At 63.6% G+C, this 23821-nt stretch carries 27 protein-coding genes and 2 pseudogenes; 11 read left to right on the plus strand and 18 right to left on the minus strand.

The window, feature by feature from the left end; all coding sequences use genetic code 11:
• Nucleotides 1-71: 71 nt before the first annotated feature.
• Both ET21_RS0110740 and ET21_RS0110750 read left to right on the plus strand, forming a co-directional pair.
• Nucleotides 72-451 (plus strand): annotated as a pseudogene (locus ET21_RS0110740) (FAD-dependent oxidoreductase).
• Between the two features lie 54 nt (nucleotides 452-505).
• Entirely contained in the window at nucleotides 506-1279 is a 774-nt protein-coding gene (locus ET21_RS0110750; protein ID WP_162180701.1) for a hypothetical protein, read from the plus strand.
• An 11-nt stretch (nucleotides 1280-1290) separates the two neighbouring features.
• On the opposite strand, the gene ET21_RS0110755 is transcribed toward ET21_RS0110750, so the two are convergent.
• A complete protein-coding gene (locus ET21_RS0110755; RefSeq protein WP_021239059.1) occupies nucleotides 1291-1674 on the minus strand; it encodes a hypothetical protein in 384 nt (127 codons plus the stop codon).
• Nucleotides 1675-1694: 20 nt separating this feature from the next.
• Nucleotides 1695-2234, minus strand: coding sequence for a cupin domain-containing protein (locus ET21_RS0110760; RefSeq protein ID WP_030539674.1), 540 nt, complete (start codon nucleotides 2232-2234; stop codon nucleotides 1695-1697).
• 207 nt (nucleotides 2235-2441) lie between these two features.
• On the opposite strand from ET21_RS0110760, the gene ET21_RS25775 reads away from it, so the two are divergent.
• Nucleotides 2442-3308, plus strand: coding sequence for an SDR family oxidoreductase (locus ET21_RS25775; protein WP_051768111.1), 867 nt, complete (start codon nucleotides 2442-2444; stop codon nucleotides 3306-3308).
• A gap of 58 nt (nucleotides 3309-3366) precedes the next feature.
• On the opposite strand, the gene ET21_RS0110770 is transcribed toward ET21_RS25775, so the two are convergent.
• The 10 genes and pseudogenes from ET21_RS0110770 to ET21_RS0110815 all read right to left on the minus strand — a co-directional run bounded on the left by ET21_RS0110770 (nucleotide 3367) and on the right by ET21_RS0110815 (nucleotide 12076).
• Complete coding sequence (locus ET21_RS0110770; protein ID WP_030539676.1) at nucleotides 3367-4542, minus strand: MFS transporter; 1176 nt, start codon at nucleotides 4540-4542, stop codon at nucleotides 3367-3369.
• Between the two features lie 130 nt (nucleotides 4543-4672).
• Nucleotides 4673-5728, minus strand: a complete 1056-nt coding sequence (locus ET21_RS0110775) for a Rieske 2Fe-2S domain-containing protein (protein WP_030539677.1) — start codon at nucleotides 5726-5728, stop codon at nucleotides 4673-4675.
• 61 nt (nucleotides 5729-5789) lie between these two features.
• The gene (locus tag ET21_RS0110780) at nucleotides 5790-6194 is read right to left on the minus strand and encodes a pseudoazurin (protein ID WP_021239068.1); all 405 of its coding nucleotides are present in this window, start codon (nucleotides 6192-6194) and stop codon (nucleotides 5790-5792) included.
• Between the two features lie 38 nt (nucleotides 6195-6232).
• A pseudogene (locus ET21_RS0110785) lies at nucleotides 6233-6751 on the minus strand (hypothetical protein); the annotation flags it as partial.
• Nucleotides 6752-6788: 37 nt separating this feature from the next.
• The gene (locus tag ET21_RS0110790) at nucleotides 6789-6956 is read right to left on the minus strand and encodes a cytochrome c (RefSeq protein ID WP_202807125.1); all 168 of its coding nucleotides are present in this window, start codon (nucleotides 6954-6956) and stop codon (nucleotides 6789-6791) included.
• Entirely contained in the window at nucleotides 6935-7222 is a 288-nt protein-coding gene (locus tag ET21_RS27050; RefSeq protein WP_081856676.1) for a c-type cytochrome, read from the minus strand. Before ET21_RS27050 ends, ET21_RS0110790 begins: the two co-directional genes overlap by 22 nt.
• On the minus strand, nucleotides 7222-8838 hold the full coding sequence (locus tag ET21_RS0110800; protein ID WP_030539680.1) for an FAD-binding oxidoreductase: 1617 nt from the start codon (nucleotides 8836-8838) through the stop codon (nucleotides 7222-7224). The genes ET21_RS27050 and ET21_RS0110800 overlap by 1 nt, the downstream gene beginning before the upstream one ends.
• Nucleotides 8839-8846: 8 nt before the next feature.
• Entirely contained in the window at nucleotides 8847-9443 is a 597-nt protein-coding gene (locus ET21_RS0110805; protein WP_156029107.1) for a hypothetical protein, read from the minus strand.
• A 44-nt stretch (nucleotides 9444-9487) separates the two neighbouring features.
• Nucleotides 9488-10339: an SDR family oxidoreductase gene (locus ET21_RS0110810; RefSeq protein WP_051768113.1), complete on the minus strand. Its 852-nt coding sequence runs from the start codon at nucleotides 10337-10339 to the stop codon at nucleotides 9488-9490.
• A gap of 27 nt (nucleotides 10340-10366) precedes the next feature.
• Entirely contained in the window at nucleotides 10367-12076 is a 1710-nt protein-coding gene (locus ET21_RS0110815; protein WP_030539683.1) for a CocE/NonD family hydrolase, read from the minus strand.
• A gap of 217 nt (nucleotides 12077-12293) precedes the next feature.
• Between ET21_RS0110815 and ET21_RS0110820 the strand changes: the two genes are divergently transcribed.
• The 4 genes from ET21_RS0110820 (at nucleotide 12294) to ET21_RS0110830 (ending at nucleotide 14776) form a co-directional block, all read left to right on the plus strand.
• Nucleotides 12294-12836 carry a helix-turn-helix domain-containing protein gene (locus tag ET21_RS0110820; RefSeq protein WP_081856677.1) on the plus strand — a complete coding sequence of 181 codons (543 nt, stop codon included), beginning with the start codon at nucleotides 12294-12296 and terminating at the stop codon, nucleotides 12834-12836.
• Nucleotides 12837-12981: 145 nt separating this feature from the next.
• Nucleotides 12982-13893, plus strand: a complete 912-nt coding sequence (locus ET21_RS26570) for an NAD(P)/FAD-dependent oxidoreductase (RefSeq protein ID WP_051768114.1) — start codon at nucleotides 12982-12984, stop codon at nucleotides 13891-13893.
• Nucleotides 13869-14567, plus strand: coding sequence for an NAD(P)/FAD-dependent oxidoreductase (locus ET21_RS26575; RefSeq protein ID WP_051768115.1), 699 nt, complete (start codon nucleotides 13869-13871; stop codon nucleotides 14565-14567). Before ET21_RS26570 ends, ET21_RS26575 begins: the two co-directional genes overlap by 25 nt.
• On the plus strand, nucleotides 14564-14776 hold the full coding sequence (locus tag ET21_RS0110830; RefSeq protein ID WP_030539685.1) for a hypothetical protein: 213 nt from the start codon (nucleotides 14564-14566) through the stop codon (nucleotides 14774-14776). Before ET21_RS26575 ends, ET21_RS0110830 begins: the two co-directional genes overlap by 4 nt.
• A 115-nt stretch (nucleotides 14777-14891) precedes the next feature.
• On the opposite strand, the gene ET21_RS0110835 is transcribed toward ET21_RS0110830, so the two are convergent.
• Genes ET21_RS0110835 through ET21_RS0110845 form a run of 3 tightly spaced genes read right to left on the minus strand, consistent with a single transcriptional unit; the run spans nucleotide 14892 to nucleotide 17850 of the window.
• Nucleotides 14892-15524, minus strand: coding sequence for a glutathione S-transferase family protein (locus ET21_RS0110835; RefSeq protein WP_030539686.1), 633 nt, complete (start codon nucleotides 15522-15524; stop codon nucleotides 14892-14894).
• Entirely contained in the window at nucleotides 15521-16666 is a 1146-nt protein-coding gene (locus ET21_RS0110840; protein ID WP_030539687.1) for a CaiB/BaiF CoA-transferase family protein, read from the minus strand. The genes ET21_RS0110835 and ET21_RS0110840 overlap by 4 nt, the downstream gene beginning before the upstream one ends.
• Complete coding sequence (locus ET21_RS0110845) at nucleotides 16666-17850, minus strand: acyl-CoA dehydrogenase (RefSeq protein WP_030539688.1); 1185 nt, start codon at nucleotides 17848-17850, stop codon at nucleotides 16666-16668. Before ET21_RS0110845 ends, ET21_RS0110840 begins: the two co-directional genes overlap by 1 nt.
• Nucleotides 17851-17946: 96 nt before the next feature.
• On the opposite strand from ET21_RS0110845, the gene ET21_RS0110850 reads away from it, so the two are divergent.
• Nucleotides 17947-18852 (plus strand): LysR family transcriptional regulator, encoded by a 906-nt coding sequence (locus ET21_RS0110850; protein ID WP_051768116.1) that lies wholly within the window; start codon nucleotides 17947-17949, stop codon nucleotides 18850-18852.
• 18 nt (nucleotides 18853-18870) lie between these two features.
• On the plus strand, nucleotides 18871-19935 hold the full coding sequence (locus ET21_RS26580) for a transposase (RefSeq protein WP_051768117.1): 1065 nt from the start codon (nucleotides 18871-18873) through the stop codon (nucleotides 19933-19935).
• 18 nt (nucleotides 19936-19953) lie between these two features.
• On the opposite strand, the gene ET21_RS0110860 is transcribed toward ET21_RS26580, so the two are convergent.
• From ET21_RS0110860 to ET21_RS0110870, 3 genes are read right to left on the minus strand one after another with little or no spacing between them, the layout of a single operon-like run.
• Nucleotides 19954-20496 (minus strand): carboxymuconolactone decarboxylase family protein, encoded by a 543-nt coding sequence (locus ET21_RS0110860; RefSeq protein ID WP_030539691.1) that lies wholly within the window; start codon nucleotides 20494-20496, stop codon nucleotides 19954-19956.
• Nucleotides 20493-21236 (minus strand): alpha/beta fold hydrolase, encoded by a 744-nt coding sequence (locus ET21_RS0110865; RefSeq protein ID WP_037470740.1) that lies wholly within the window; start codon nucleotides 21234-21236, stop codon nucleotides 20493-20495. Before ET21_RS0110865 ends, ET21_RS0110860 begins: the two co-directional genes overlap by 4 nt.
• Nucleotides 21233-21799: a VOC family protein gene (locus tag ET21_RS0110870; RefSeq protein WP_021238994.1), complete on the minus strand. Its 567-nt coding sequence runs from the start codon at nucleotides 21797-21799 to the stop codon at nucleotides 21233-21235. Before ET21_RS0110870 ends, ET21_RS0110865 begins: the two co-directional genes overlap by 4 nt.
• Before the next feature lie 286 nt (nucleotides 21800-22085).
• On the opposite strand from ET21_RS0110870, the gene ET21_RS0110880 reads away from it, so the two are divergent.
• Both ET21_RS0110880 and ET21_RS0110885 read left to right on the plus strand, forming a co-directional pair.
• Nucleotides 22086-23306 carry an acyl-CoA dehydrogenase family protein gene (locus tag ET21_RS0110880; protein ID WP_051768118.1) on the plus strand — a complete coding sequence of 407 codons (1221 nt, stop codon included), beginning with the start codon at nucleotides 22086-22088 and terminating at the stop codon, nucleotides 23304-23306.
• 52 nt (nucleotides 23307-23358) lie between these two features.
• Nucleotides 23359-23742 carry a nuclear transport factor 2 family protein gene (locus ET21_RS0110885; RefSeq protein ID WP_156029110.1) on the plus strand — a complete coding sequence of 128 codons (384 nt, stop codon included), beginning with the start codon at nucleotides 23359-23361 and terminating at the stop codon, nucleotides 23740-23742.
• Nucleotides 23743-23821: the final 79 nt, after the last annotated feature.

Consider the following 23821-nt stretch of genomic DNA (forward strand, 5'->3'; position numbering starts at 1 on the left):
GGCGGCGTGACTCAAACCAACCAGCCTCCGGCAAACCCGGCGCGGTTCAGGAGCCCGGTTCACCGGAGGATATCGCCGCCGCGCTCAAGGAAGCGGGACGGCGCGGCGTTCCCGTCACCGTGCGCGGGCTGGGCCGGTCCGTCTATGGCCAGACGGTCGCGCGGCCCGGCGGCGTGCTGATCGATATGTCCAGCCTCAATCGGGTTCATGCGATCGAACGCGACCAGTGCGTCGTGGATGCGGGCGCAACCTGGGCCACAGTGGTCAAGGCGGCGCTGGCCCAGGGCCTGGTGCCGCCTGTGCTCATCGACTTTCTAGACCTGACAGTCGGCGGCACGTGTCCTGGGGCGGCATGGGCATGACGTCCCGCCGCTACGGCCTTCAGGCCGACAATGTCCTGGAACTGGAGGTGGCGACGGCCGACGGGATGCTCCACCGCTGTTCGCCCTAGCAGGAGAGCGATCTGTTCCATGCCGTGCTGGGAGGAATGGGCACGGTGGGCGTGATGACGAAGGCCACGCTGGGCCTGATCCCTGCGCCGGAGCGGGCGCTACGCGTTCAGATTCCCTACCCCGATGCCGCGGCGATGACCGCCGACCTGATGCAGTTGGCCCATGATGACCGGGTCGACGCCTTTCAGGGGATCGTCGCCGCGCCCGATGGTCAGTGGGTGCATCTGATCGAGGCGACGGCCTTCTACAGCGGCGAACGCCCGGATGTTGGCTGGGTGTGCGAGGGGCTGAACGGCATGATCGCCCACGCCAATCCGATCGACAGCAGTTTCGAAGACTTTCTGTTCCGGCTGGGGGATATGACCACGCTGCCTTGCCAGGCAGCCGGTCCGCATGCCCATCCCTGGTGGTCGACCCAGACATCCGCAGAACGCGCGCCCGCTTTCGTCGAGGAGCTGGAGCAGTTTTTCGATCCCGCCACGGCCGGTCCCTTCGACCTGTTCATCGTCTATCCGATGCTCACCGGACGATCGCGAACGCCGTTGCCCAGCCTGCCGCGTCAGGATTGGTCAGTCGTGGTCGCGACCTTCTGGTGCGTAAGCTTCGACCGGCAGGACCAGCTTGCGGCGGTGCTGGCCGAAAACCGCCGCCTGTTCGAACAGGCGGCGGCTGTGCATGCGCCGGGCAGCGTGGACCCTGTGGCAGCGGTGGATTATTCCCCGGCGGAATGGGCCGCGCATCTCGCCGATGCCTGGCCTGCATTCGATGCGGCCAAGCGCAAATATGACCCTCAGGGCGTGCTCGACAAGGCCAGGCGCATATTCTGAACGCGGGCGGATCAGGTCCTGAAACGCGCCGAAAGCTTTTCGACATGCGCTGCGAAGGTCAGAAAGCGCTCACGCACATGGTTCGCCGACAACAGATAATCCTCGATCCCCGTATCCAGAGTTGCCGCAGGCCAGCTTGCCTGATGATGGGCAAGGATGGTGCGCATGTGGAAAAGCGCTTCCTTCATGTCGCGCACCTCGCCCGGAGCCGCCGGGTTGGCCAGCGCCCTGCTCAACAGCATTTCAAGATCGCAGATCAATGTGATCAGCCGCCGCCGCTGCCGCACGAGTTCCAGGCGCCAATTGCCTTCGCGCTGGTGGATGATCTCGCGGATCTTGTCGTTCGAAACGGCCAGTTCGCGCGCCTTGTCCAGAAGTTCGGTGATGCTGTTCATGCCGATGGGCCGTGATCCGCCTATGCCGCCGCCGTGAAAGGGCGGGCTCCGATAAGGATGAAGATCATTCTGGCGGGAACGTCGCCGCGATTGCGCCACGCATGGCGCGTGCCGTTTTGAATGATGACGTCGCCCGCACGCAAATGTTCGGTCCGGCCTTCATCCAGTTCAAGCCAGATCTCGCCGGACATGACGATGCCGTAATCCACCGAATTGGTGGTATGCATTCCAGGATCCTCCACCTCGAACGTTTCCGCGACCCCCGGCGCCCAGCGAAGATTTTCCTCCGCAGCGGCTACTGGATCGAACGATGGCGACATCATGACGTGATCGGGCGGAATGACAAGCATTTCAAACAGCGTGCCACCTGGCTCAGGGATCAGCGAGGTGCCCCTGACAGGCTCGCTGAGAGGCATGTTGAGGTCCGGCACGGCAGGCGTGCGCCAAAGCAGCGTCAAGTTCATGCCCGGAATATGCTCGAACTGATGCCCTTCCGCCTCTCCGGCGGCCCAGAAGACCGAACGTCCATCGGCGGTCCGCTGCGTAACGACTCGTTTCATGCGCCTCTCCTTTCCCAAGCGATCATATGCGCCTTTGCGGCTGCGCTTTCCGGCCGGGGAACGAAGCCCTTGGCTCAAGGGCGGATTTCCCCGGACGATCGTACTATGTTCTTGCCATAAATACCGTACGATCGTACTAATTTTCTGTCAACCGGCGCGATTCCGCCGGTCTCTGAACAGATCTACGTAAAGGGAGAAGATCGCATCATGCCTCAAAGTGATATCGTCATCGTGGGAGCGACCGGAACAACCGGCAGCGCCCTTCGCGCCGAATTGCGCAACCGCAACGTCGCGGCGCGGGCGCTCGTCCGTTCCGAAGCGAAGGGCGCGCAGATCAGGGACAGCCTGCTTGAACCCATCACCGGGGATATCGGCGATCCCGCCTCGCTCGACGGCGCGTTCCAGGGGGCGCGCGCGCTGTTCGTGGCGCTTTCTCCCAGCGCGGACGCGCTTGCATTGAACCGCAATCTGTTCGCTGCGGCCAAGCGGCAGGGCGTCAGCCACATCGTCCGCATTTCGGGACTGCATCCCGACCCGCAGTCGCCTTCCCTGCTCGTGCGCCAGCATACCGCGCTGGACGAGGAACTTCGGCAGTCCGGCATTGACTTCACCATCCTGCGGCCCAACACCTTTTACGACAATCTGCTGCGCCATGCCGCGCATATCCGCGAATATCGCGTGTTCCATTCGCCCATGGGCGACGCGCCGCAAAGCATGATCGACGCGCGCGACATCGGCGCCGTGGCGGCGGCCGCGCTTCTGGAGAAAGGCCATGCGAACAAGGCCTATGACCTTACCGGCCCCGAAACGCTGACCAACACGATCATTGCGGGGATATTCACCCAGGTGTTGGGCGAAACGGTGACGTTCCAGCCTGTGCCCTTCGCCGCCGCCCGCGCGGGCATGATCGCCAATGGCTTGCCGGAAGCGGATGCGGACGCCGCGATCGAGCTGTTCACGCTGGTTTCCAAGGGAGGCGAAGGGGAAGTCTACCCGGATGTCGAGCGGGTTCTCCAGCGCAAGGCGATCCGGTTCGAACAGTTTGTGCGCGACAATCTCGCCGCCTTCAAATGAACGATAACGGCGCTCACGCCCTGGCATGGCCGGGACGTGAGCGCCGCCCCCCCTCGGATCAGACGTCCGCGTTCGCGCCTGGAGTGATCCGGCGGTCGCTGAGCCAGAACAGCCCATTCACGACACAGCAGGCGAGCGCCAGCAGAGCGACTCCCTCCCGTCCGCCCAGAGCGAAGGTGCCGAAGGTAACGGGCGCGCCCAGAAGCACGCCGAGATTGGCGAATTGAAGCATCAGCCCCGAAGTCGCGCCAATGGCGTCGGGGCTGGGCGCCACATGCGGAAAGCGCGCGGCGGACATGCCGACCAGGACGCCACCGCCGGCGCAGAACAGGAACAGGCTGATCACCGCGCCGGTCAGTCCGAGGACAGGCAGATAAGCCAGCGGCCCGGCGACAGCGACGATCACCAGCGTCACCACGAAGATCGCGCGCGCGCTGACGTTGCGGGCGAGCATCACCCCCAGCAGGATGCTGCCGATCACGGAGGCGGGATAGCTGGCGAGCGAAAAGAGCCCGGCGGTCGCTGGGCTGAAGCCGAATGCGCCGATCAGGAATGTCGGGAACAGCGCGCCCAGGCCGAACTGCGCGATCGTCAGCACGGCGAGGCCCACGGACAGGCGGATGGGGCCCCGCAAGCGCAGGACGTCGATCCAGCGGGTGCCGCCATGTTCGCTCTGCACGGCCTGCGACTTCGACAGGGCGAGCACGAGCAGCAGACCGGCGAGCGCGGCCACCGCATGAATGACGAAGACGATCGGCCAGCCGGGCCCTGACGCAAATCCCGCCAGCGCCGCTGAAAGGCCGATACCCACCGGCACCGTCGTGGAAATGAGCGCCATCGCCAAAGGCTGCCTTGCCCCGGTGGTGGTGCGCGCCACCATCGCCAGCGATCCGAGCGACACGAAGATGCATCCGCCGCCTTCGATAAGGCGCGATACGGTCAGCGATGCGAAGCCGGGCGCGTAATAGTCGCCGATATTGCCCGCGACGATGATGGCCATGCCCAGCGCCATCAGGCGGCGGTCGCCAATGCGTTCGGTCAGCGAACCGCCGAGCGGCGCCAGCAGCACGGCCGCGGCGGCGATGCTGGAAATGCACCATGAGACAGTCCCCGCGTCGACGCCCATCGACGATGCGACATCGGGAATGAGCGGCAGGATCTTGCCGATCGAAGCCGCCGCGATAAGCCCGACGAAAAATATGGTGATGATGCTGGTCCAGCTTCCCGGTTTCATTATCAGGCTCCTCCCGTTGCGGCCGCTGAGGGCGGCCCATTGCTTTCGGCCTGCGCCCATCGTTCCAGCCGGACAGCGTCAGGCCGGAACGAGGCGAGCGCAGGCCGCCCCCTTTATGCAGATACCGGCGTCAGGACAGCGGCCCGGCGGACTCGCTGTCCTCGCGCGCGGCTTTGGCCATCAGGCGCTCGAACAGCGTGATGGCCTTGTCAGCGGCGTTGGGGACCATCACGATGTCATCGGGCGTGCTATCGATGATGCGTTGCTGCGCCTCGATCATCAGCCGGTCCTCCTCGAACGCGCGCCCTGCGATCTCCAAGCGCATGCTGGCGACCTCTTCCGCGCCGGGAATGGCCCTGGGCACGCCCCAGGCATAATAATAGCGCGCCGTGCCCTCACCCGTAGCGCAGACCGACTGCGCGTTGTAATCGCGCACCACCGGCTCGATCGAGGGCGTGCCGAAATCACAGGAGCGGGCGGTGTTTTCGGGATAGAATTCCATCATCATCGAAAGATGGCCCGGTACGGTATATTCATACATCAACAGCTGATCGACGACACGCACCTCCAGGCGAGTCTCGTGCGCCGGTATTATCGCGCCGGGGACCCACCATGTGACCGATATGCCGTTTTCAACCGGCGTGATCTTCGAACGGGCTTCCTTCCATGAATCTTCGCGCGCGCCGAAGCTGGCGGTGTGAACGAAGGGAAGATGCGTGAAATCGAGCAGGTTGGCGTTTATCTGGCTGGCCGCCGCGCGATAATCCATCGCGCCCTTGGCGAAGGTGAACTCGCCGCCCTCCAGCGGCAGGAAATTCGGCAGGCGTCCGGGATCGGCCCCGGCGGGGTCGCCGCCCCATACGAACACCCAGCCGCTACGTTCGGCCACGGCATAGGACTGGATGCGGGCTTGCGCTGGCACCTTGTCCTGACCCGGAATCTGGATGCACTGGCCGGTCCGTTCGAACAATGCGCCATGATACATGCAGCGAAGCATGTCGCCTTCGCAGCGTCCGCGCGACAATGGCGCGAAACGATGGCTGCACCGGTCGTCCAGCGCGACCAGATCACCCGCATCGGTGCGATACACCACGATCGGCTTGCCGATGATCTGCCGCGCCGCTGGCGTACCCGTTTCGAATTCCTGCGAATAGCCGATTGCGTGCCAGGCATTTTTCACGAACATTGGCTCTCTCCTGATTATGCGATCCGCTCCCGGTCCTGCCTTCAGCGGATCGCCAGCCCGGTCACTTCACGCGGCCGAGATATCCGTTCATCCGTTTGGCCGCGAGGCCAGGCAGGCGCACCGCCCTGGCGGCCGCGACGCTGGCGGCTGGCACATCGCCCACCTGGACCAGCGCGACCATGCCCATGCCGTAATGGGGGAGACACTTGAAACCATAGAGACCCGGCGTCGTAACCGGCACGGCCAATTCCTTGTTGATCATGCCTTTTGCCGGTTTGACGCTGGCGGGCCACATAGCTGGAATGGTTTCGGCATTGTGGCTGGGGTCAGTCGGAACAAAGCGAATGACGTCGCCCGGCGCCGCTTTCACGAAAGCGGGTTCGAACACCATCGATCCTTCCGCACCCTTATTCTTCATATGGATGACGATTGTCTTGGCCTCGGCCGGGACAGCGGCCAGCGCCATCCCAAGACACAAAATTCCGCGAGCAACGAAATTAACCATTATCTTTCCTCTACTAGAGATTGTTCGGCGTCCATCATCGCCTGCAACATGCGGCGGCCTTCGACGGCCGTTCTATCGGTTCGGATGAGCAACTCCCTGGGATTTTCCCCCACGATCGCGAGCATCTTTTCGATCTCTTCGGTCGCGAACTTGTCTTCCCCTATGACTGGCCGCAGATAGTCTTCCATCTCGTCCAATATTCCGTGATCAGTGCTGGCCATGGCGAAGAAATAGGCGCAACTCTTCGCTGTTTCGGGCATCACGGCATGAAACAGCCGGGTGCGGAGAATGGGCTTTCCATCCTCCTTGCGATAGACGACGACCGGCTCGTTCAGGATGGTGCGGCCCAGCGGTTCACGCCCCACTTCTTCCGAAAAGGCCGCGACATACCAGCAGTCGCGGGCAGCAAATGATCCTTCATTGAAGGGGTACATTCGACGCCTCCCGGCTGCCCGTCGCGATCCGTCCCGGACGCGTTGCCGTGCCCCGGAACGGATATGACAGCCATGCATGCTGCGATGGAGAAGGGAGTGCCGACATGGCGCTGTCGCCTGACTATTTCTTCGCCGTTGAGGCCCGGCCGTTGTTGCGCATCAAATAGGCGGACAGGTCCTTGAGATCCTGATCGGACACCACGGTTTTGCGGAACTGCGGCATGATCGATATGCCGTTGCGCACATAATATTCGATCACCTCATGGGTCAGGTCGGTCCTGTCCTCCAACGCGGGCGGTACGGCATTTGATATTTGACGTAGATCGCGAGCGTGCCCGGCAGATATTTCCAATGTTCGCCAGTCAGATAATCGTCGCCGCCCGATCCATGACCGTGACAGGCGGCGCAATTCGTCTGGAATATCTTGTCGCCGCGCGCGATCTGCGCGGCGGGCCCGTTTGCCGGGGCCGGAGCAGGCTTGCGCGCGCTGGCTAAACCAGCAGCGCCGAGGAACAATGTGCCGGCGATCGCAACCAGCGCGGTGTAACGAGCCATTATTTAGCCTTTCTATATCGGGCGGGCCAGATGCCGCCGCGGCCGGGCGACAGAATTCCGTTGGGATCGACCGCGTCCTTCATCGTTTCCGCGAACCGCAACAGGGCATTGTTGTTGAAAGAATAAGTGCGCGCGATCTGCTCCTGGAAGAATGCGGGCGCGCGATATTCGCCATAGCCCGCCTTCGCGGCCTCCAGGAGATAATGGCCATAGAGTTCACGCGTTTCCCGATTCTTTTTCGGGTCGTCCCTCGACAGCATGAAGATTCCCAGCATCATGAAGCTGCGGGGCTGCCATGCCATCGGCGGGTTGAAACGGGTCACGACAGAAGGAATGTTGAACCCCTTCGCCGCCTCGATGAACATCTTCTGTGCTTCGAACACAGCCTCCGCGCTCTTGGCGATCATCGTCGTGAAGCCGAGATGCCCGTCCGCGGGAACCGGCGAGCGTTCGTTTCTGGCGCCAAGGGCGAAGACGTCGAGCGCCGGGATGCCAAAGGCGCTCTTGCGGAGGAGGTTTTTCTTCTGATCCTCGGTAAAGGGAAAGCTGAATTCATTGATCAGCTTCGCGCTGCTTCCGGGAATGGCGGCGAGAATCCTTGCCTGGGATGCTTGCCACGCCGCACGGACAACATCCCGATTGCCGTAGAATTGCAACTCGACCGTCCAGGCCGGAACGCCAAGGTCAGCGGCAAGCTGGTCGAGCTGTTCATCGGGGACTGACAAGTCCCACGCGACCTTCTGCACGCGCGGGTCCATCATCTTGCCGAGCAGCGGGCTGCTATATTGCGGCGTCGTCGCCGTCCCGGTATTTTCCAGATAGTTGACGATGTCCACAAGCGGCGCAAAATCGGCGCGGCGTTTCACGGAAATGAGGCCGGAAATATAAGCCTCCGGCTCTGGCATCAGCCAAAAGCCCATCTTTGTGACGATGCCGAAATTCGCTTGCCCGAACAGCCCATCGACATAGGGACCATAGCCATAGCGATATTCGGCGAAGGTCTTGGATCCCGGCATTGCGCCCATGCCAGTGCGCATCACCTCGCCATTGGGCAGCACAACCTCCATCCCGCTGTGCGCGCCGAAATGATCGCGATAGGCCTGGAGCGTATAACCAAGGCCGTGATCGAGAGCGTTGCCTATCGGGCTTCCCCAGCCGGGATCGGGAATATCCAGCCACACCTTGAGCTTACGCTCCTGAATATAGCGGTACAGATCGAAATAGGAGACGCCCGGTTCGACGATTGCGAAATGACGCTTGTCGTCCACTTCGATGATGCGGTTCATCCGCTTGAGATCAACGATCACGCTGCCGCGCAGATTGGGCGAGGACCCGCCATAGCCCAGGTTCATGCCCGTCGAAATGGTATAGAGAGGAACCTTGAAGCGGTTGGCGATGCGCACGACCGCCTGCACTTCCTCAACGGTCGACGGGGCGACGGCGGCGGAAGGGATCAGTTCATCGGGCTCGTCCCACAAGGGCGAATAGGCGTCCCGATAGAGCATCACGTCTTCTTCGGACGTGAACACCCATTGCGAACCAACTGCCTGCGCGAACTGTTCGAGCGCCTGCTTGAAGTCAGCGGCGGAAACCTGGGGCGGCAAAGGAAGGGCCATAGCGGTCCTCAAGCTCGTGTTGGAAGAAGATGCTTCGGGCCGACGACCCAGGAAATCATCCGGCACGGATCATCATCCGGGAAGAGGCCGGGTCCCGAAGCCACGGTGCAGCGCTGATCCCCCAGCGCCGCGCCGCGCGCAATCTCGCCGAACCGCTGCGCCCAGACATGCGCGGGGCTTTCCGCCGTCAGGCTGAGGCCGGGATTGTTCCTGTTCCAGATCGCTGCCTGGCTGCGGCCGTCGATCCCCGCATGTTCAGTCGTGAACAGCACCCGAAAGCCGCTGATCCGCGCAAGTTGCTCCATGCAGAAGAAGGGGCCATGCGCCGTCACACCGGCGATGGGCGCCATGTCGTTGGACCAGCGGCGGTGAAGCTGCTTCACCCAAAAGCCTGTGATATCGCCGGTCATCGCATGAACCGTTTCACCGCGCCGGGCGGCCTCTCGCCCGAACAGGACGCTGCCCGGCAGCCGATCATCCACCACGACGCGGAAGAAGGCGGGCCGGGGATCGGCCAGCGACGCGGCGAAGGCGGGCGCCCCGCTCGCCGTGACGGCGACACCGGCCGCCACGCCGCCTTGCAGAAAGCTTCTTCTATCCGGCATCAGTTCCATCCCTCTTTCCTGTTGGCGCATGCTGTCCCCACTCGTCATGAGTGAACGGGGTCTTGCGCGAACAGCCGTTCGCAGGCGGTGATCGCGTCGCTGATCTCGGCGGCGTAGCGGGACGCCTGCGGCTGTGCCATGGCGACATGCGTGAAGATGTGCGGCAGACCCGCCTCCATCCCAGCGATGATGCGTTCCGCAACCGCGCCCGCATCTTCGCCATTCAACGGGTTGAGGAAGCCGGGCAGCTTTGCCGGAGCGCCATCACCGGCCGGGCGCAAATCCCTGGATCGCTGATCGATGTCCGTGCTCGTCAGGCCGGGATAGATTGTCGAAACGTGGATCGGCGCGCCGGTCAGACTATCGCGAAAGCCCTGCATCAGCGCGGGCAGCGCAACCTTGTTCGCGCAATAGACGCCCATGTCGAAGCCCGCGGGCGTGTTGAGCGCGGCGATCGACGCTGTGCATAATATATGTGCGGGCTTTCCATGCGCCCGCATCGAGGGCAGCAGCGACTGGATGGTGTGGAACACGCCGAACACATTGACGCCGAAGGTCCACTCCAGCTCCTCAGGCCGGACAGCGTCCATCGAAACGCCGGTGAAGCCTACCCCGGCATTGGCGAAGAGGTAGTGGACCTCTCCATGTGCGGCGAGGACCTCCTGCGCGGCCGTTTCCACCTGCTCGCGCCGCGCGACATCGACTACATGGGTGGTTACGCGCGCCGCACCTGCCGCAGCGGCGTCCGCCTGGGTTCCGGCCAGTCCCTCGCGCGAGATGTCCACCAGCGCGAGGGCCGCGCCGCGCCGTGCGAAGGCGAGCGCAAGCGCGCGGCCGATGCCGTTCCCTCCGCCCGTGATGTAAACCGTCTTGTCCCGGTATGCCTGTGTGTTCACTGATCGTCACCCATATCGAAAGCCTGGTTAAGCGGCGGGAAAGGCGGCGCTGACCGCTTCTGCCGTCATGCCCACGGTCAGCCGCACCATGGCCCCCTGCTCGCCCCCCAGCTCCAGCACCTGCGTCGACGATGGCACCGTCTCCACCAGCCAGGGATCGACCCCCGCGCCGCCGTTCGGCACGAATTCGGGGAAGTCGCTGCTGAAAATCTGCAAGGCCAGCCGGTGCCCGGCCGCAAGCCGGTATGCGGTCTGCATGGACGGTACGTGGAACGGCGTCAGTTCACCCGCGCCGGGAGCGCGCACGCCTTCGACATGGATCTGTCCGCGCGTGATCTGGCGCTGCGTCCCGTCAGGCGCTTCGTCCAGCAGGCGGACGAAGATGTCGGTGCCGTCCAACGTCGATCCGATCCGGCCGAACAGATCGACCGGCCCGGCCAGTTCGACATCGGCGCGCATCGGCGCGCTGCGGAAGCTCACCACGTCCGGGCGCTTGCTCATCTCCGCAAAGTCGGGCCATGCCATGAACAGGGATACGCTGCCCGGCCCTGCGGGCGCATCGGCAAATCCACCCACAGAGGTGATGAGATTGTTGCCGTCATGCTCCCACTGCACCTGCGACGGCGCGCCCGGCGCGAGCGCGATCGTGCCCGCCCCGTCCTGCGCCTGATCCAGATATAGCTGCACCGCGCGGGAGGGCTCCGGCGGCCAGCTTCCGCTGGCCTTCATGGACCCGTGGCAGACTTCGTAGCGCACGCGCGGGACGGGCGGGCCGCCGCGTAAATAGTGATTGAAGAAGGCAATTGCGGGCGGCATCATGCGGTCGAGCATCGCCTGGCGCACCGCCGGATTCATCCAGTGCAGATCGGCTTCGGTCATCGGCGCCTGATCGAGACTGTAGCCGTCATGGTCGATCGCTTCGAGCTGGAGATGCAGCTTGCCGGCCCAGGCCGGTGATGCGCTCAGGCGGTCGATGTCGGCCCAGGACTGGCCAGCGGAAAAATCATACCACCCGACAGTGTAGAGCGTCGGAACCGGATGAGACAGAAGTTGCGCCGTGGACAGGCCGCGTTCCCGGAAATCTTCCTTGAACGACGCATCGAAATCAGCGGAACGGTATCCGATTTCATCAAAGAATTCATCGAACAGCTTCGAGAGGGGCAGCTTCTTCACGTCCAGCTTGTAACCGAACAGGTCGTTTTCGACATAGGCCTGCCCATAATACCAGCGCGACAACAGCGGCTCGACTTCGCGCGATCCGTCGCGATAGCGCAGATTATGGGCGAGCTGCGACCCTGTAACCCGCGGCGCGATCGCCTTGAGCGCGGGATGGCCGGAGGATGCGGCGGCCAGCGTCACGAAGCCATAATAGGAAATGCCCCACATGGCGACCGAGCCGTTATTCCACGGCTGACGCGAAACCCAGTCGATCACATCATAGCTGTCGTCCGCCTCGTGCTTCTGAAATTCGGTCGCGCCTTCGGACCGGAACTTGCCGCGCACATCCTGCACCGCCACCGAATAGCCCGCCTCGACAAAGCGCCGGGCGACCTGCGGCAGGCCGTGGATCGGACCGCATTTGTCATAGGGCGTGCGGATGAGGATGGTCGGCGACGGCTTCGTTTCATCTATGCCATAGAGATCGGTAGCCAGCTTGACGCCGTCGCGCACCGTAACCGGCTGGCTGACTGCGTCATCAGGTAAGGGGGACGGGCCAAACCGCTGAAATTCCATCATATCCTCTCTTCATTGGCCGCATGGGCCCGCCGTGAATCGCTTGCGATCCGGCAGGGCTTGCCTTGCCTTATTCGTACGACTGTACTGTTACCGCGTCAATATGCTTTGTACGGTTGTCCTATAAATGCGATCGTTATAGGCTGTCCCGGATGGATCCGCGGGAGAGTGGCGCGAAGCCCATCGCAGCCGCGTTCCCGGACGTGACGGCGCGACGCGGGTGCCGGAGAATGATCAGGTGGAGAGGACGCTGCACATATCGGCACATCACGCGGATGCCGCGCTCGGCAGCCTGATCGGCGAGTTGCATAGCAGCCTGATCGACCACGATCCCGCGCGGCGGGACAGGCTTGATTCGATCCTGTCGACTGTGTTCGGCCATTCCCTTGGGCAAGGGTCGCATATGGTCGAGTTACTGCAACTGGTAGGCGACAGGTGGTCGGCGCTGATCCTGACCCTGCTGGGCGCGGGCACATTCCGCCCTTCCGAACTGCAACGCGTCGTCAACCTGCTGTCGCGGCTGGGCGGCGCCAATGACATCTCGCATCGCGTGCTGACCGCGAAACTGCGCGTCCATGAGCGGATGGGCCTGCTGGAGCGGACCGTCCGCCCGACCGTGCCGCCCAGCACCTATTATACCCTGACGCCCCTTGGCCGCGAACTGGTCGAATGGATCGATGGCATGGAGCGATGGTGCTTCCGCAACGAAGCCCGGTTCCATGCCGCGCAACAGAGCTTTGACGACGCCGATCCCGGCGAGTGAAGCGCTGCATATGCGCGTCACGACGAGGTGGTTACCTGAAGGTGCGTTACCCACCTGAAAGTGCGGTCTTCCCGGCGATTGCCCTCCCCATCTAATAGGCGTGCGAGGCCATCCGCACGAAAGCGCCTGCCAGCTGAGAGGGTTTATGAGCAATATCTACGACATCGCCGTGATGGGCGCCGGGCAGAACACGCTTGGAACCGCGGCTTACCTTGCCAAGGCGGGCAAGAAGGTCGTCGTTCTGGAACAGCATGACTTTATCGGCGGCGGCACGGTGACGATCGAGCGCGGACATCCCGGCTTTACCCATGACCTTCATTCGGTGCACCATTATCTGATCCAGCCCAATCCGCTGATCCGCAATGACGAATTGAACCTGCTGTCGAAATTCGGTCTTGAATATGTGCATCCCGGCGCGTTCCAGACGACGATCCTGTCGGACTTCAGCACGCTGGAAGTGTTCGACGATCTGGACCGGACCTGCCAGTCAATCGCGCGCCATTCGGAAAAGGATGCGGAGGCCTATCGCGATCTCGCCATGCTGGGCGCGCGCGTTCTGCCGATGCTGATGGCTGGCATGTACACGGTGCCGCTGCCGCTGCATGTGACGCTGGGCATGCTGAGCGGAAACGAGGACGGACGCCGCATCATCGACATGATGTTTCGCAGCCCGCTGCAAGTCGTGGATGAGTTGTTCGAAAGCGATCATATCAAGATTCACATGATCCGGTCGGCGACCGAACATACGCTGGGCTTTCCCGACGACATGGGCAATGGGCTGTGCGTATTGCTGACAACTGCGCTTCAGCATAATTTCAAGGCAGGCATGCCGATCGGCGGCAGCGGCGCACTGGCGGCGGCGCTGGCGCGATGCATCGAATATCATGGCGGCACGATCATCAAGAATGCGAAGGTGGAGAAGGTGCTGACCAGCGGCGGACGGGCGACCGGCCTGCTGACCACCGATGACGAGGAATATGCCGCGCGTGACGCAGTGGTCGCCTCCATCCATCCGCGCAACCTGGACAGTTCGTGGATGGCATCCCGGATACCGTAGTTGCACGCGGCAAGCGGACCATCCAGAGTCCATACGGCATCATCAAGATCGACGGCGGGTTGAAGGAGCCGCTCAAGAAGAACATGCCGTCGCACATCAGCGAGGACAGCATCGTCAAGTGGATCTTCGCCGACAATCTGCGCGATTTCCTCAAGGCCTTCGACCCGATGCGCCATGGTGAGATCAATTATGAGCGCCCGCTGCTCGCAGGCAGCGACATGCAGATCCCCGGCCGGTCGCCGGAGGACAACCCGTTGCTTTACCTGCTCCAGCACGTCCCCTACAAGCTGGCGGACGGCGGCGCGCAAAAATGGGACGAGATCAAGGAACGCGTGGCCGACAACATGATCGAGAAGGCGGCCTACTTCATGCCGAACCTGACGCCGGACAATATCCTGTTCCGCGTCGTCGACAGTCCGCTGGACATGGAGCGCCATTCACCCAACAGCATGGTCGATGGCGACGCATGCGGCCTGGGATTCCATCTGTTCCAGTTTGGCGGCATGCGTCCGACGCCGGAACTGTCCAACTATGCCGTGCCCAATGTCGAGGGATTGTATCTGAGCGGCCCGTTCATGCATCCGGGCGGCGGCGTGTTCAGCATCGGCCGCCCGGTCGCGATCAAGATGTTCGACGACATGGGCATCGATTTCGACAAGGTGGTGGCGCAGTGAAGCTGTTGGACGGGACCGGTGCCGAACTGATGCAGGTCGGCAAGCTGGAGCGCGATGGCTCCGACCTGCTGATCAAGGGCAAGATTTATGGGTCGATGCCGATGACCGCGCGGCTGACGCCGCAGGAGGCGCGAGGCCTGCTCAAGCTACTCGACGCGCGTACGGCGCTGTTCCTGGTGAGCCTGCTGTTCCGCCAGGGCAAGGCCTGACACGCTCCTGCGGAGGCAGGAGCCCAGGTCCGGGACCGGGTTGCTGCCTCTATATGGTTTCGGAAAATGGGTTGAAGCGGGATGGTGCAGGCAGAGGTCTGGCGCGGCCGGGCATTCAGTTCGCGCCGCGCCGTTCGGCCTCGACCGCGCGCGCGACGGGCGGTTCCTGCAACATCCGCCGCGCATGATCCGCGAAGGCGCGATAGGGGGACAGGTCCAGCGGCCCGGCCATGGCGCGGTTCCATATCCAGAAGAGATAGCCATCGAGCAGCGACCATTGATCGAGCCACCAGCCGCCCCCCGACAGCCTCTCCTCGATCAGGGCGAACTCGTCCGGCAGCAATTTGGCCGCATATTCCGCGACCAGCCGCTGGCATTCCGCATCGTCCGTGATCCGTTGCGGCACGAGCATGCGGGTCAGCAGCGGATGAATGCCGGAGGAGAACCACGCCAGATCGCTCAGCACCGGCACCCCTTCGGCCGTGCCCAGATCGGGAAGAAGCCGCTTTTTCGGGGCGCGGCCAGCGATCCACGCCAGAATGGCCGCATTCTCCGTGATCGTCCCCTGCGGCGTGACGAGCACCGGCACCTTGCCGCGTGGATTGACCGCCAGATAGCCGGGCTCCCGCTGCTCCCTGGCCACGAGATTCAGCCAGATCGCGCGATAGGCGATACCGGCCGCTTCCAGCGCGATCAGGGTCACGAGCGAGCAGGCGCGTGGCGCGGCGTAGAGAGTGACTTCGGTCATGTGAAGGTCCTTCGATGATCATGCGCATCGTCAAGCTGCGGCGAAGCCGCCCCGCATGCAAGCGGTGCGCCGGAGAAGTGGAGCGGCGTCACCAGCCCCGGCACGCTGCCGCCGCCTTCACGCGTGAAGGACCGCACGATGCCGCGCGCCGCGATCTGCGGGTCGGCCAGCGCCTCCGCGACGCTGTTGATCGGTCCGGCCGGGACGCCCGCCGCCTCCAGCCGCGCGAGCAGATCGTTGCGCTTCGACAGCTTCGTGGCCGCCGAAATCATGTCGAACACCTCCGCCCGCGCCGCGACGCGTCCGGCATTGGTGGCGAGGTGCGGGCCGGGCGCGATCCCCAGCACGGCCGATACGCGCGCGAACTGCGCATCGTTGCCGGTGGCGAGGATGAACCATCCATCGGCCGCAGGATAGACGTCATAGGGCACGATATTGGGATGCGCGTTGCCCAGCCGCTGCGGCGATTTGCCGGAGATCAGGCAGTTCATCGCCTGATTGGCGAGCGTCGCCACCATGACGTCGAACAGGGCAGCGTCGACATGCTGGCCGCGCCCGGTGCTTTCCCGCTGGATCAGCGCCGCCTGGATGCCGGTGACGGCATACAGGCCGGTCATGATGTCGGCATAGGCAACGCCGATCTTTTGCGGAGGTCCTGCCGGATCGCCGGTCAGGTCCATGATCCCGCTCATGCCCTGGACGATGAAGTCATAACCGGCGCGCGCGGCATAGGGACCGGTCTGGCCGAAGCCGGTGATCGAGCAATAGACCAGCCGGGGATTGAGCGCGGCAAGATCGTCAAAGCTGAGGCCATATTTTTTGAGGCCGCCGACCTTGAAATTCTCGATCAGTACATCGGCTTCGACGGCAAGACGCCGGACTTCCGCCTGGCCCTCCGGCGTGGTGAAGTCGATCGCCAGCGACCTCTTGCCCCGGTTCGCGGCGTGGAAATAGGCGGCGTCGCGAGTGCCGTCGCCATTCTCCACGAAGGGAGGGCCCCAGCGGCGGGTGTCGTCACCGGAAGGGCTTTCCACCTTGATCACGTCCGCGCCCAGATCGGCGAGGAGCTGGCCCGCCCATGGCCCGGCGAGAATCCGGGCCAGTTCCAGCACCTTGATGCCCGCGAGCGGCGGCCCCGCCATCAAAAGGCCGCGATGCCGGTGATGGCACGACCCAGGATCAGCGCATGAATGTCATGCGTCCCTTCATAGGTGTTGACCGTTTCCAGATTGACCAGATGCCGCATCACCGGGAACTCTCCGGATATGCCGTTGCCGCCATGCATCTCCCGCGCGGCGCGGGCGATGTCCAGCGCCTTGCCGACATTGTTGCGCTTGACGATCGAGACCATCTCCGGCGCGAACCGTCCTTCGTCCATCAGGCGGCCGATGCGCAGCGATGCTTGCAGGCCAAGCGTGATTTCGGTCAGCATGTCGGCAAGCTTCTTCTGATAAAGCTGCGTCGCGGCGAGCGGGCGGCCGAACTGCCTGCGGTCGAGCCCATATTGCCGCGCGGCGTGGAAGCAGGCTTCCGCCGCGCCCATCGCGCCCCAGCTAATGCCGTAGCGGGCGCGGTTGAGGCAGCCGAAGGGACCTTTCAGCCCCTCGACTTCGGGCAGCAGGGCGTCCTCGCCCACCTCGACATCGTCCAGCACCACCATGCCGGTGATCGATGCGCGCAGGCTGAGCTTTCCTTCGATCTTGGGCGCGGACAGGCCCTTCATCCCCTTTTCGAGCACGAAGCCGCGAATGGCGCCGCCATGCGCGTCGCTCTTGGCCCAGATGATGAAGACATCGGCGATCGGCGAATTGGAAATCCAGGTCTTCGCCCCCGACAGCACATAGCCGCCCGCCGTCCTGCGCGCGCGCGTGGTCATCCCGCCGGGATCGGAACCCGCGTCCGGCTCGGTCAGGCCGAAGCAGCCGATCCATTCGCCGCTGGCCAATCTGGGCAGATATGTGCGCTTCTGCGCTTCCGACCCATAAGCGTGGATCGGGTACATGACGAGGCTCGACTGCACGCTCATCATCGAGCGGTAGCCGGAATCGATACGCTCCACTTCGCGCGCGACCAGGCCATAGGCGACATAGCTGGCGCCGACGCCGCCATATTCTTCCGGGATGGTCGGGCCGAGCAGGCCGATCGCGCCCATTTCGCGGAATATCTCCGGGTCGGTATGTTCGCTGGCGAAGGCTTCGGCGGCACGTGGGGCCAGCCGGTCGAGCGCATAGGCGCGCGCAGTGTCGCGCACCATCCGCTCATCGTCGGTCAGCTGATCATCGAGCAGGATCGGATCGTCCCACGCAAATGCAAATTTGTCCGGCATCAATTCACGCTCCCATGTTCGGGGCGATGTTGAACTTCGCCGCTGATCGGTTAAACATTAGAAATTGCATTCTATGATCTTTATGGAGATCAATGCTTGATAGACAGTCGGCAGCTCCGTTGCCTGATCGCCGTGGCGGAGGAGGCGCATTTCGGGCGCGCGGCCTTACGGCTGGGGCTCGCTCAATCCGCCTTGTCGGGGCAGATCAGGCGGCTGGAGGACAATCTGGGCGCATGCCTGTTCGAACGCGGACGCCGCGCGGCGGTGCGCCTGACCCCGTTCGGCGCGATCTTCCTGGAGGAGGCGTGCGCCACGCTCGACCGCATGGACCGGGCGGAACGCATCGGCCGGGCGGCGGCGCGGGGGGAGGCAGGCCCGGCGCGACTGCACTATGTCTTTTCCGCGGCGCTGTGCGGAATATTGACCGAAGCGCTGAAAGGGGTTGCCGGGCGGCTGCCGCTGCTCCACGTCAACTGCGTGCCCATGGAAACGCCCGAACAACTCGCCGCACTGAGCGACGCGCGCGCGGATGCGGGTTTCCTGCGCCCGCAGGACGATTATCCGCCGGGCGTGTCGGCGCGCATCGTTCATAGCGAGCGCATGATCATCGCGATGAGCGCGGCGCATCGCCTCGCCCGGCAGGAGCGTTTGCGCTGCGCCGATCTGGCCGGGGAGACGTTCATCATCCCGCAGGCGGCGCGGAGCATGGGATTGCCCCGCTTCGTGCAGTCCCTGGCGCAGGCAGGCGGCTTTGCGAGGCCCCCCTTCATCGATTGCAGCGATTTCCTGACGGCCGCCTGCATCGCCGCGAGCGGAGGCGGCGTGGTGCTGGCGCCGCGATCGCTGACCAACATGAATATCGGCGGCCTGTGTTTCCGCCCGCTCGACGATTTCGAGGCGGGCGTGGACCTGGCGCTTGCCTGGCGCGAGCCGCGGCCGCCGATCGCCGCCGTGATCCTCGACGTACTGGGGCAGCCGTCGCCCGATCGTCCGCATGGCTGACAGGGACACGGACAGGGGATGATTTCCGCCACACTCTGGAAGGAGATAGAGCCGCTTCTGCCGCGCAACGGGCGCGCCGCCGATCGCGTGTACAAGCGCGCGGAAGGCGGCGGCCGCAAGCGCAATGACGACCGGCTGATGTTCACGGCGGTGCTGGAAAAATTCGCGACCGGGCAAGCATGGCGCGACCTGACCGGCGATGTCTATGGCAGCGGCAGCGCCGTGCACGCGCGTTTCCGGCAGTGGGAAAAGGCCGGATTGATCGAAGCGCTGGAACGTCAGGGACTGCTCGACCATCCTGAACTGAGGCCCTTGCGCGATGCGGTGGCCATCCGCCGCGCGTCGGACATGCAAGCCGCGAAGAAGCGAAGGGAAAGCGCGCAATTCCCCCTTCTGCCGATTGCCAGCGCAGAACCGCTGCCCATCACCGCGCGCGGCCGCCGCATCCGGCTGGAGATCATCGCGGCGGCGCAGAGACTGTTCCATCGCAATGGCGGCGAGCAGGGCGGCGGGTTCGAAACGACGACGGCGGAAGCGATCGCAGCGGAGGCCGGAGTGTCGACCCGCACCTTCTTCCGCTATTTCCAGAGCAAGATGGATGTCATCTATCTGGATCTGAGTTACGGCCTGCGCGACCTGGGCATGGAGCTTGACCGCCGCCTTCCCCATGACGAGCCGGTCGAGCAGGTGCTGATCGCCTGGTTCACCAGCACGCTGGCGATGACCCACTCTGAAATCAACCGCGACCGTATGCGCCGGGCCTATCGTTCGCCCAATTTCCTGGCGCGGCGCGGACTGTTCATCATGGAAAGCCAGTCGATCATCTTCGAACGGCTGAGCCGTCAGCAACCCTATAGCGGCCACGGGCCGATGTGCAGGCTGATATCGGGCATCCTGGCCAGCATGCTGGACATGATCAACGAAGCCTGGGCCCAGCGCGGCGCGGTGCCGGACGAGGAGATGCTGACCGACATGCAGCAGGCCTTTTCGGCCATCGGCGAGGTTGACCTGGCCCACGTGCTGGACAAGGCCCTGCGCGAACATGCGCTGACGCCACCCACGCCGATCCGCAAATTCCTCTGAACGCCTGGCCCTTGCAGCCTACAGGCGGGTGAAGCCGGGCTCGTCATCCAGGTCGAGCGGCCCGGTGACGCACGCCGTCATCTTGTACCAGCCCACGGTGAACAGCACCGCCAGCGCAGGCCCGGAGCCAAGATGGCGCTCCACGTCCCGCCAGACATCTTCGCTCACCTGCGCCGGGGCGCGCGCCGTTTGCCGGGCGAGCCGCAGCACCGCCTTTTCCCTCTCATCGAAATGGCTGGAATGTTCGAAGCCCCAGATCGCGGCCAGCTTGTCCTTGGGCACACCCATGCGGACGGCGATATTCCAGTGCCGGTCCTCTTCATAAGAGGAACCGATCGTCAGGCAGGTCATGATGATGACCAGTTCGCGCAGCTCCGCATCCAGCCCGCCCGCGTCGCGAATGGCGTTCGCCATGGGAATGAAGCGGTCCAGAACGTCCGGCAGATTGGCTATGGCGCGGAAGATGTTCGAATTGGGGCGCTGCCGCTCCCGCTCCAGCATGTCCCACACATGCTGATGGTCCGGTTGCGTTTCCCGTGATTGCAATTCGATACGCGTCATGAACGAGCCCCGTTGTGAACGATGTTTTCCAGAATGTCCGCCACCTGCGCGGGATGGGTCACCATCGCGTCGTGCCCGGCGTTGATTTCAATATAGGTCCAGTCATCCCTGCCCTTTGCATAAGCGGCGCTTTTCGCGACGGCCGCAAGCTGCGGCGCCATGCAGGCAATGTAGGTGGCGGGGACGCCGTTCCCCAGCGGATTGTTCAGCACGAGCGCGGTCCTTTCCGGCCCGAACGGCTGGGGCGTCATGCGGCGGTCGACCCAGGCGGCAAGATCGGGATCGGCAATGCCGAATTCGGCCGCGGACGGACCAGTCACGCTGATACCGCCGTCATGCTGCATCGCCTTGGCAATGCGCGCCTCCCGCATTTCAGGCGTCATGCCTTCAAGGCGGCTTTGATTGTCAAAGGCAAAGCCGCCGTCGAGATGAACGAGATGGCGCACACGTTCCGGCATGCGGTCGACAACGCCATTGCAGACGCGCGACCCATAGCTGTGCGCGACCAGGATCACATCCTCCAATTCCTCGACAAGGATGACGTTGACGATATCCTGGACGAACGTTTCCATGGTGAGATGGGCGGACAACAGGTGGCGGCGTTCCCCCAGTCCGGTCTGGGTCGGCGTGAAGACGTCGAACCCGCTGGCGCGCAGCCGCCGCGCGACATCGCGCCAGCACCAGCCGCCATGATAGGCGCCGTGCACCAGAAGGAAGGGGGGCGGATTCGCGTGGCTCACGCCTCCTGCCCTGCCCGCTGCCTGATCTTTTCATTGATGCTGGACGACCAGTCGGCGAAGGGGCGGAAGCTGGGGTCGGCCCGCACCATCTCCTCCGTCCTGCGCATGATTTCCTCGTCTGACAGGCTGAGGTCAAGCGGATCGCCGTGCGGCTGGGAGATGTACCAGGGCAGGTCCATATAGATTTCCAGGCCGTTGCCTTCGGGATCCTCCGAATAGAGCGAGATCGAAGTGCCGTGGTTGATCGGCAGCAGCTTCGTCACGCGCTCCTGCTTCAGCCGGTCGTGGATGTCGCGGATCTGGGGGAGCGATTCAACCGCGAAGGATAGCTGGTTGACGGTGCTCGGCCCCCGCTCCATGCCTTCGGGCCACTGCAACAGCACAAGCTGGTGGTGCGCACTTGCGTCGGCGCTGAGAAATACGATCGGCGCATTGCCATAGCGCGCGACCTCACCTGTGTCGGTTTCGACCATGCCGAGCACGTCGCCATAGAAGCGGCGCATGCGTTCAATATCCGCAACATAGACTCCGACATGCTTGAGTTGAGGGGGTGAACCCGCCATGCGCTCTCTCCGTAACCAGGTGAACCGGCGCCCGCCGCTCACGATTTTTTCAAAATCCCATCGCCACTTTATTTATGGACGATATGTGGCAACGCTCTCGTCCTGTTCATCATTTACTGCCAAACCGTACGGTTGTCCAGCGACAGTTCGGCTATTGTCGGGCATTTTCACGCCCCGGCGGGCATGGCCTTGCATATGCCATTAATGTCATCCATGTTTTGAAACAAGAATCGGCGCAACGAATCGCCGATCCGGGGAATGCCCCGATCAAAGCTGGAGAAGATCAATGACCGCCACATCAGCCGCCCGGTCCGTTCCAACCGAAGCGAACGGCTTCATCTCCATGGCGGAGGGACTGAGGACGGACTTGCGCGCCAGCGCGCCGGAAACCGAAGCACTCGGCCGGATTCCCGACGCGATCTTCGACAAGCTCGATCAGGCAGGCGCGTTCCAGATGCTGAGCCCGGCAAAATATGGCGGCGCGCAGGTCGATTTGCAGACCTATCTGCGCACCATCGTCGAAACGGCGCGCGGCGACATGGGCGTCGCCTGGGCGCTGAACATCATCAACATTTCCAATTGGGGGGGCGCGATGATCCTGCCCCGTGAAACCGCCGATACGATCTTTTCAACGCCGGGCGGGGCAAGGCTGGCCGGCGTATTTTCCGCCCGTACGCTCAAGTCGCGCCAGACGGCCGCCGGACTGCATGTGGAGGACGGCATCTGGGCGTTCAACTCCGGCATCAATCACGCGAATTGGGACATGCTGGGCGTACCGATCAAGGATAGCGACGACCAGGTCATTGACGAAGGCCTGGCCCTGATCCCGTGCGGGGAACTGGAGATTCTGGACGATTGGGACGTCATCGCACTGCGCGGGTCCGGCAGCAATTCGGTCAGGCTGCGCGACTATGTCGTCAAGCCCGATTATATCGGCGCCTTCGGCAAGATGCGCCGGGAAGGCTATGTGTCGCCGAACGTGGAAAATGAGCTGCTGTACCGGATATCGGGAACGGGCTGGGGCGCATTGGTCCTGACCTTCCCCATCATCGGCGGCGGGCTGGGCGCGATCGATCACTTTCTGGAAAAGGTCGAAAAACGCGGCATCCAATATACCCAGTATCTCAGGCAGGCGGATGCGCCGGTCATCCATCAGCATCTTGGCCGTGCGACGGCGAAGGTCAACGCCGCCCTGACGATCGCGTCCAGCGCCGCGCACCTGCTTGAGGAAACCGCCCGGCGCGGCGACACGCTGACCCATATGGAAAGTTTCGCGATCAGGCGCGATTGCGGCATGGCGGCGTCGATGGTGTGGGAAGCGGTGGACCTCCTCGCCTCCGCATCCGGCGGGTCGTTCATCGCATCCTCCCATCCGCTCAACCGCGTCTGGCGCGATGTCCGCGCAGGGACGCAGCATGGCGCGATCAACATCGATACGGTGATGGAGGCCTATGGACGGCAGCTTTGCGGCTTGCCGTCGAACATGACGATGCCGGGCACCGAATAAGGTGCGGGATGGGAATGCCGGGGGCGGCGGCGCTTGTGCGCCTGACCTGGGCATGATGCAAGATCTGGAAACGATATTGGAGCAGCGCGGGGGAGAGCGCCGCGCCGCCCTCATCGCGCAGGACCGGCGCGCGTTGGAGGACTTGCTCGCGGACGATCTGATCCACGTCCATGCCTCTGGCGCGGTCCAGAACAAGGGGGAGTTCCTGACCTATGCGCTGGAGGTCATGCGGTTTGTGGACATCGCCCAGCATGAAGCGGCCGTGCGCCCGGCCGGAGACAATGGCGCGATCGTCAGCGGCGCGGTGACGACATCCCTGATGCGGCGGGCCACGGGCGAGCAATTGACCAGCCGCACCTTCGCGACGCAGGTCTGGCGCAGAGAAAGCGGCGGGCTATGGCGGCAAGTGGCCTATCACGCGACGCGGCTGCCTTAGCCTCTAGGAGAAACAGGGCCTTCTGATGGGAAGCTACTGCGGTTCGTTCAGAATGGGGCCGCCGCAGCACAGGAAAGGA

Origin of the sequence: Sphingobium sp. DC-2, assembly GCF_000722555.1 — a bacterium.
Taxonomy (GTDB): domain Bacteria; phylum Pseudomonadota; class Alphaproteobacteria; order Sphingomonadales; family Sphingomonadaceae; genus Sphingobium; species Sphingobium quisquiliarum.

Excerpts from the sequence above, each read along its gene's own strand:
- ET21_RS0110750 (WP_162180701.1), top strand. The coding sequence starts at position 506 with ATGACGAAGGCCACGCTGGGCCTGATCCCTGCGCCGGAGCGGGCGCTA.
- ET21_RS0110755 (WP_021239059.1), bottom strand. The coding sequence starts at position 1,674 with ATGAACAGCATCACCGAACTTCTGGACAAGGCGCGCGAACTGGCCGTT.
- ET21_RS0110760 (WP_030539674.1), bottom strand. The coding sequence starts at position 2,234 with ATGAAACGAGTCGTTACGCAGCGGACCGCCGATGGACGTTCGGTCTTC.
- ET21_RS25775 (WP_051768111.1), top strand. The coding sequence starts at position 2,442 with ATGCCTCAAAGTGATATCGTCATCGTGGGAGCGACCGGAACAACCGGC.
- ET21_RS0110770 (WP_030539676.1), bottom strand. The coding sequence starts at position 4,542 with ATGAAACCGGGAAGCTGGACCAGCATCATCACCATATTTTTCGTCGGG.
- ET21_RS0110775 (WP_030539677.1), bottom strand. The coding sequence starts at position 5,728 with ATGTTCGTGAAAAATGCCTGGCACGCAATCGGCTATTCGCAGGAATTC.
- ET21_RS0110780 (WP_021239068.1), bottom strand. The coding sequence starts at position 6,194 with ATGGCGCTGGCCGCTGTCCCGGCCGAGGCCAAGACAATCGTCATCCAT.
- ET21_RS27050 (WP_081856676.1), bottom strand. The coding sequence starts at position 7,222 with ATGGCTCGTTACACCGCGCTGGTTGCGATCGCCGGCACATTGTTCCTC.
- ET21_RS0110800 (WP_030539680.1), bottom strand. The coding sequence starts at position 8,838 with ATGGCCCTTCCTTTGCCGCCCCAGGTTTCCGCCGCTGACTTCAAGCAG.
- ET21_RS0110805 (WP_156029107.1), bottom strand. The coding sequence starts at position 9,443 with ATGCCGGATAGAAGAAGCTTTCTGCAAGGCGGCGTGGCGGCCGGTGTC.
- ET21_RS0110815 (WP_030539683.1), bottom strand. The coding sequence starts at position 12,076 with ATGATGGAATTTCAGCGGTTTGGCCCGTCCCCCTTACCTGATGACGCA.
- ET21_RS26570 (WP_051768114.1), top strand. The coding sequence starts at position 12,982 with ATGAGCAATATCTACGACATCGCCGTGATGGGCGCCGGGCAGAACACG.
- ET21_RS0110835 (WP_030539686.1), bottom strand. The coding sequence starts at position 15,524 with ATGACCGAAGTCACTCTCTACGCCGCGCCACGCGCCTGCTCGCTCGTG.
- ET21_RS0110840 (WP_030539687.1), bottom strand. The coding sequence starts at position 16,666 with ATGGCGGGGCCGCCGCTCGCGGGCATCAAGGTGCTGGAACTGGCCCGG.
- ET21_RS0110845 (WP_030539688.1), bottom strand. The coding sequence starts at position 17,850 with ATGCCGGACAAATTTGCATTTGCGTGGGACGATCCGATCCTGCTCGAT.
- ET21_RS26580 (WP_051768117.1), top strand. The coding sequence starts at position 18,871 with ATGATTTCCGCCACACTCTGGAAGGAGATAGAGCCGCTTCTGCCGCGC.
- ET21_RS0110860 (WP_030539691.1), bottom strand. The coding sequence starts at position 20,496 with ATGACGCGTATCGAATTGCAATCACGGGAAACGCAACCGGACCATCAG.
- ET21_RS0110870 (WP_021238994.1), bottom strand. The coding sequence starts at position 21,799 with ATGGCGGGTTCACCCCCTCAACTCAAGCATGTCGGAGTCTATGTTGCG.
- ET21_RS0110880 (WP_051768118.1), top strand. The coding sequence starts at position 22,086 with ATGACCGCCACATCAGCCGCCCGGTCCGTTCCAACCGAAGCGAACGGC.
- ET21_RS0110885 (WP_156029110.1), top strand. The coding sequence starts at position 23,359 with ATGATGCAAGATCTGGAAACGATATTGGAGCAGCGCGGGGGAGAGCGC.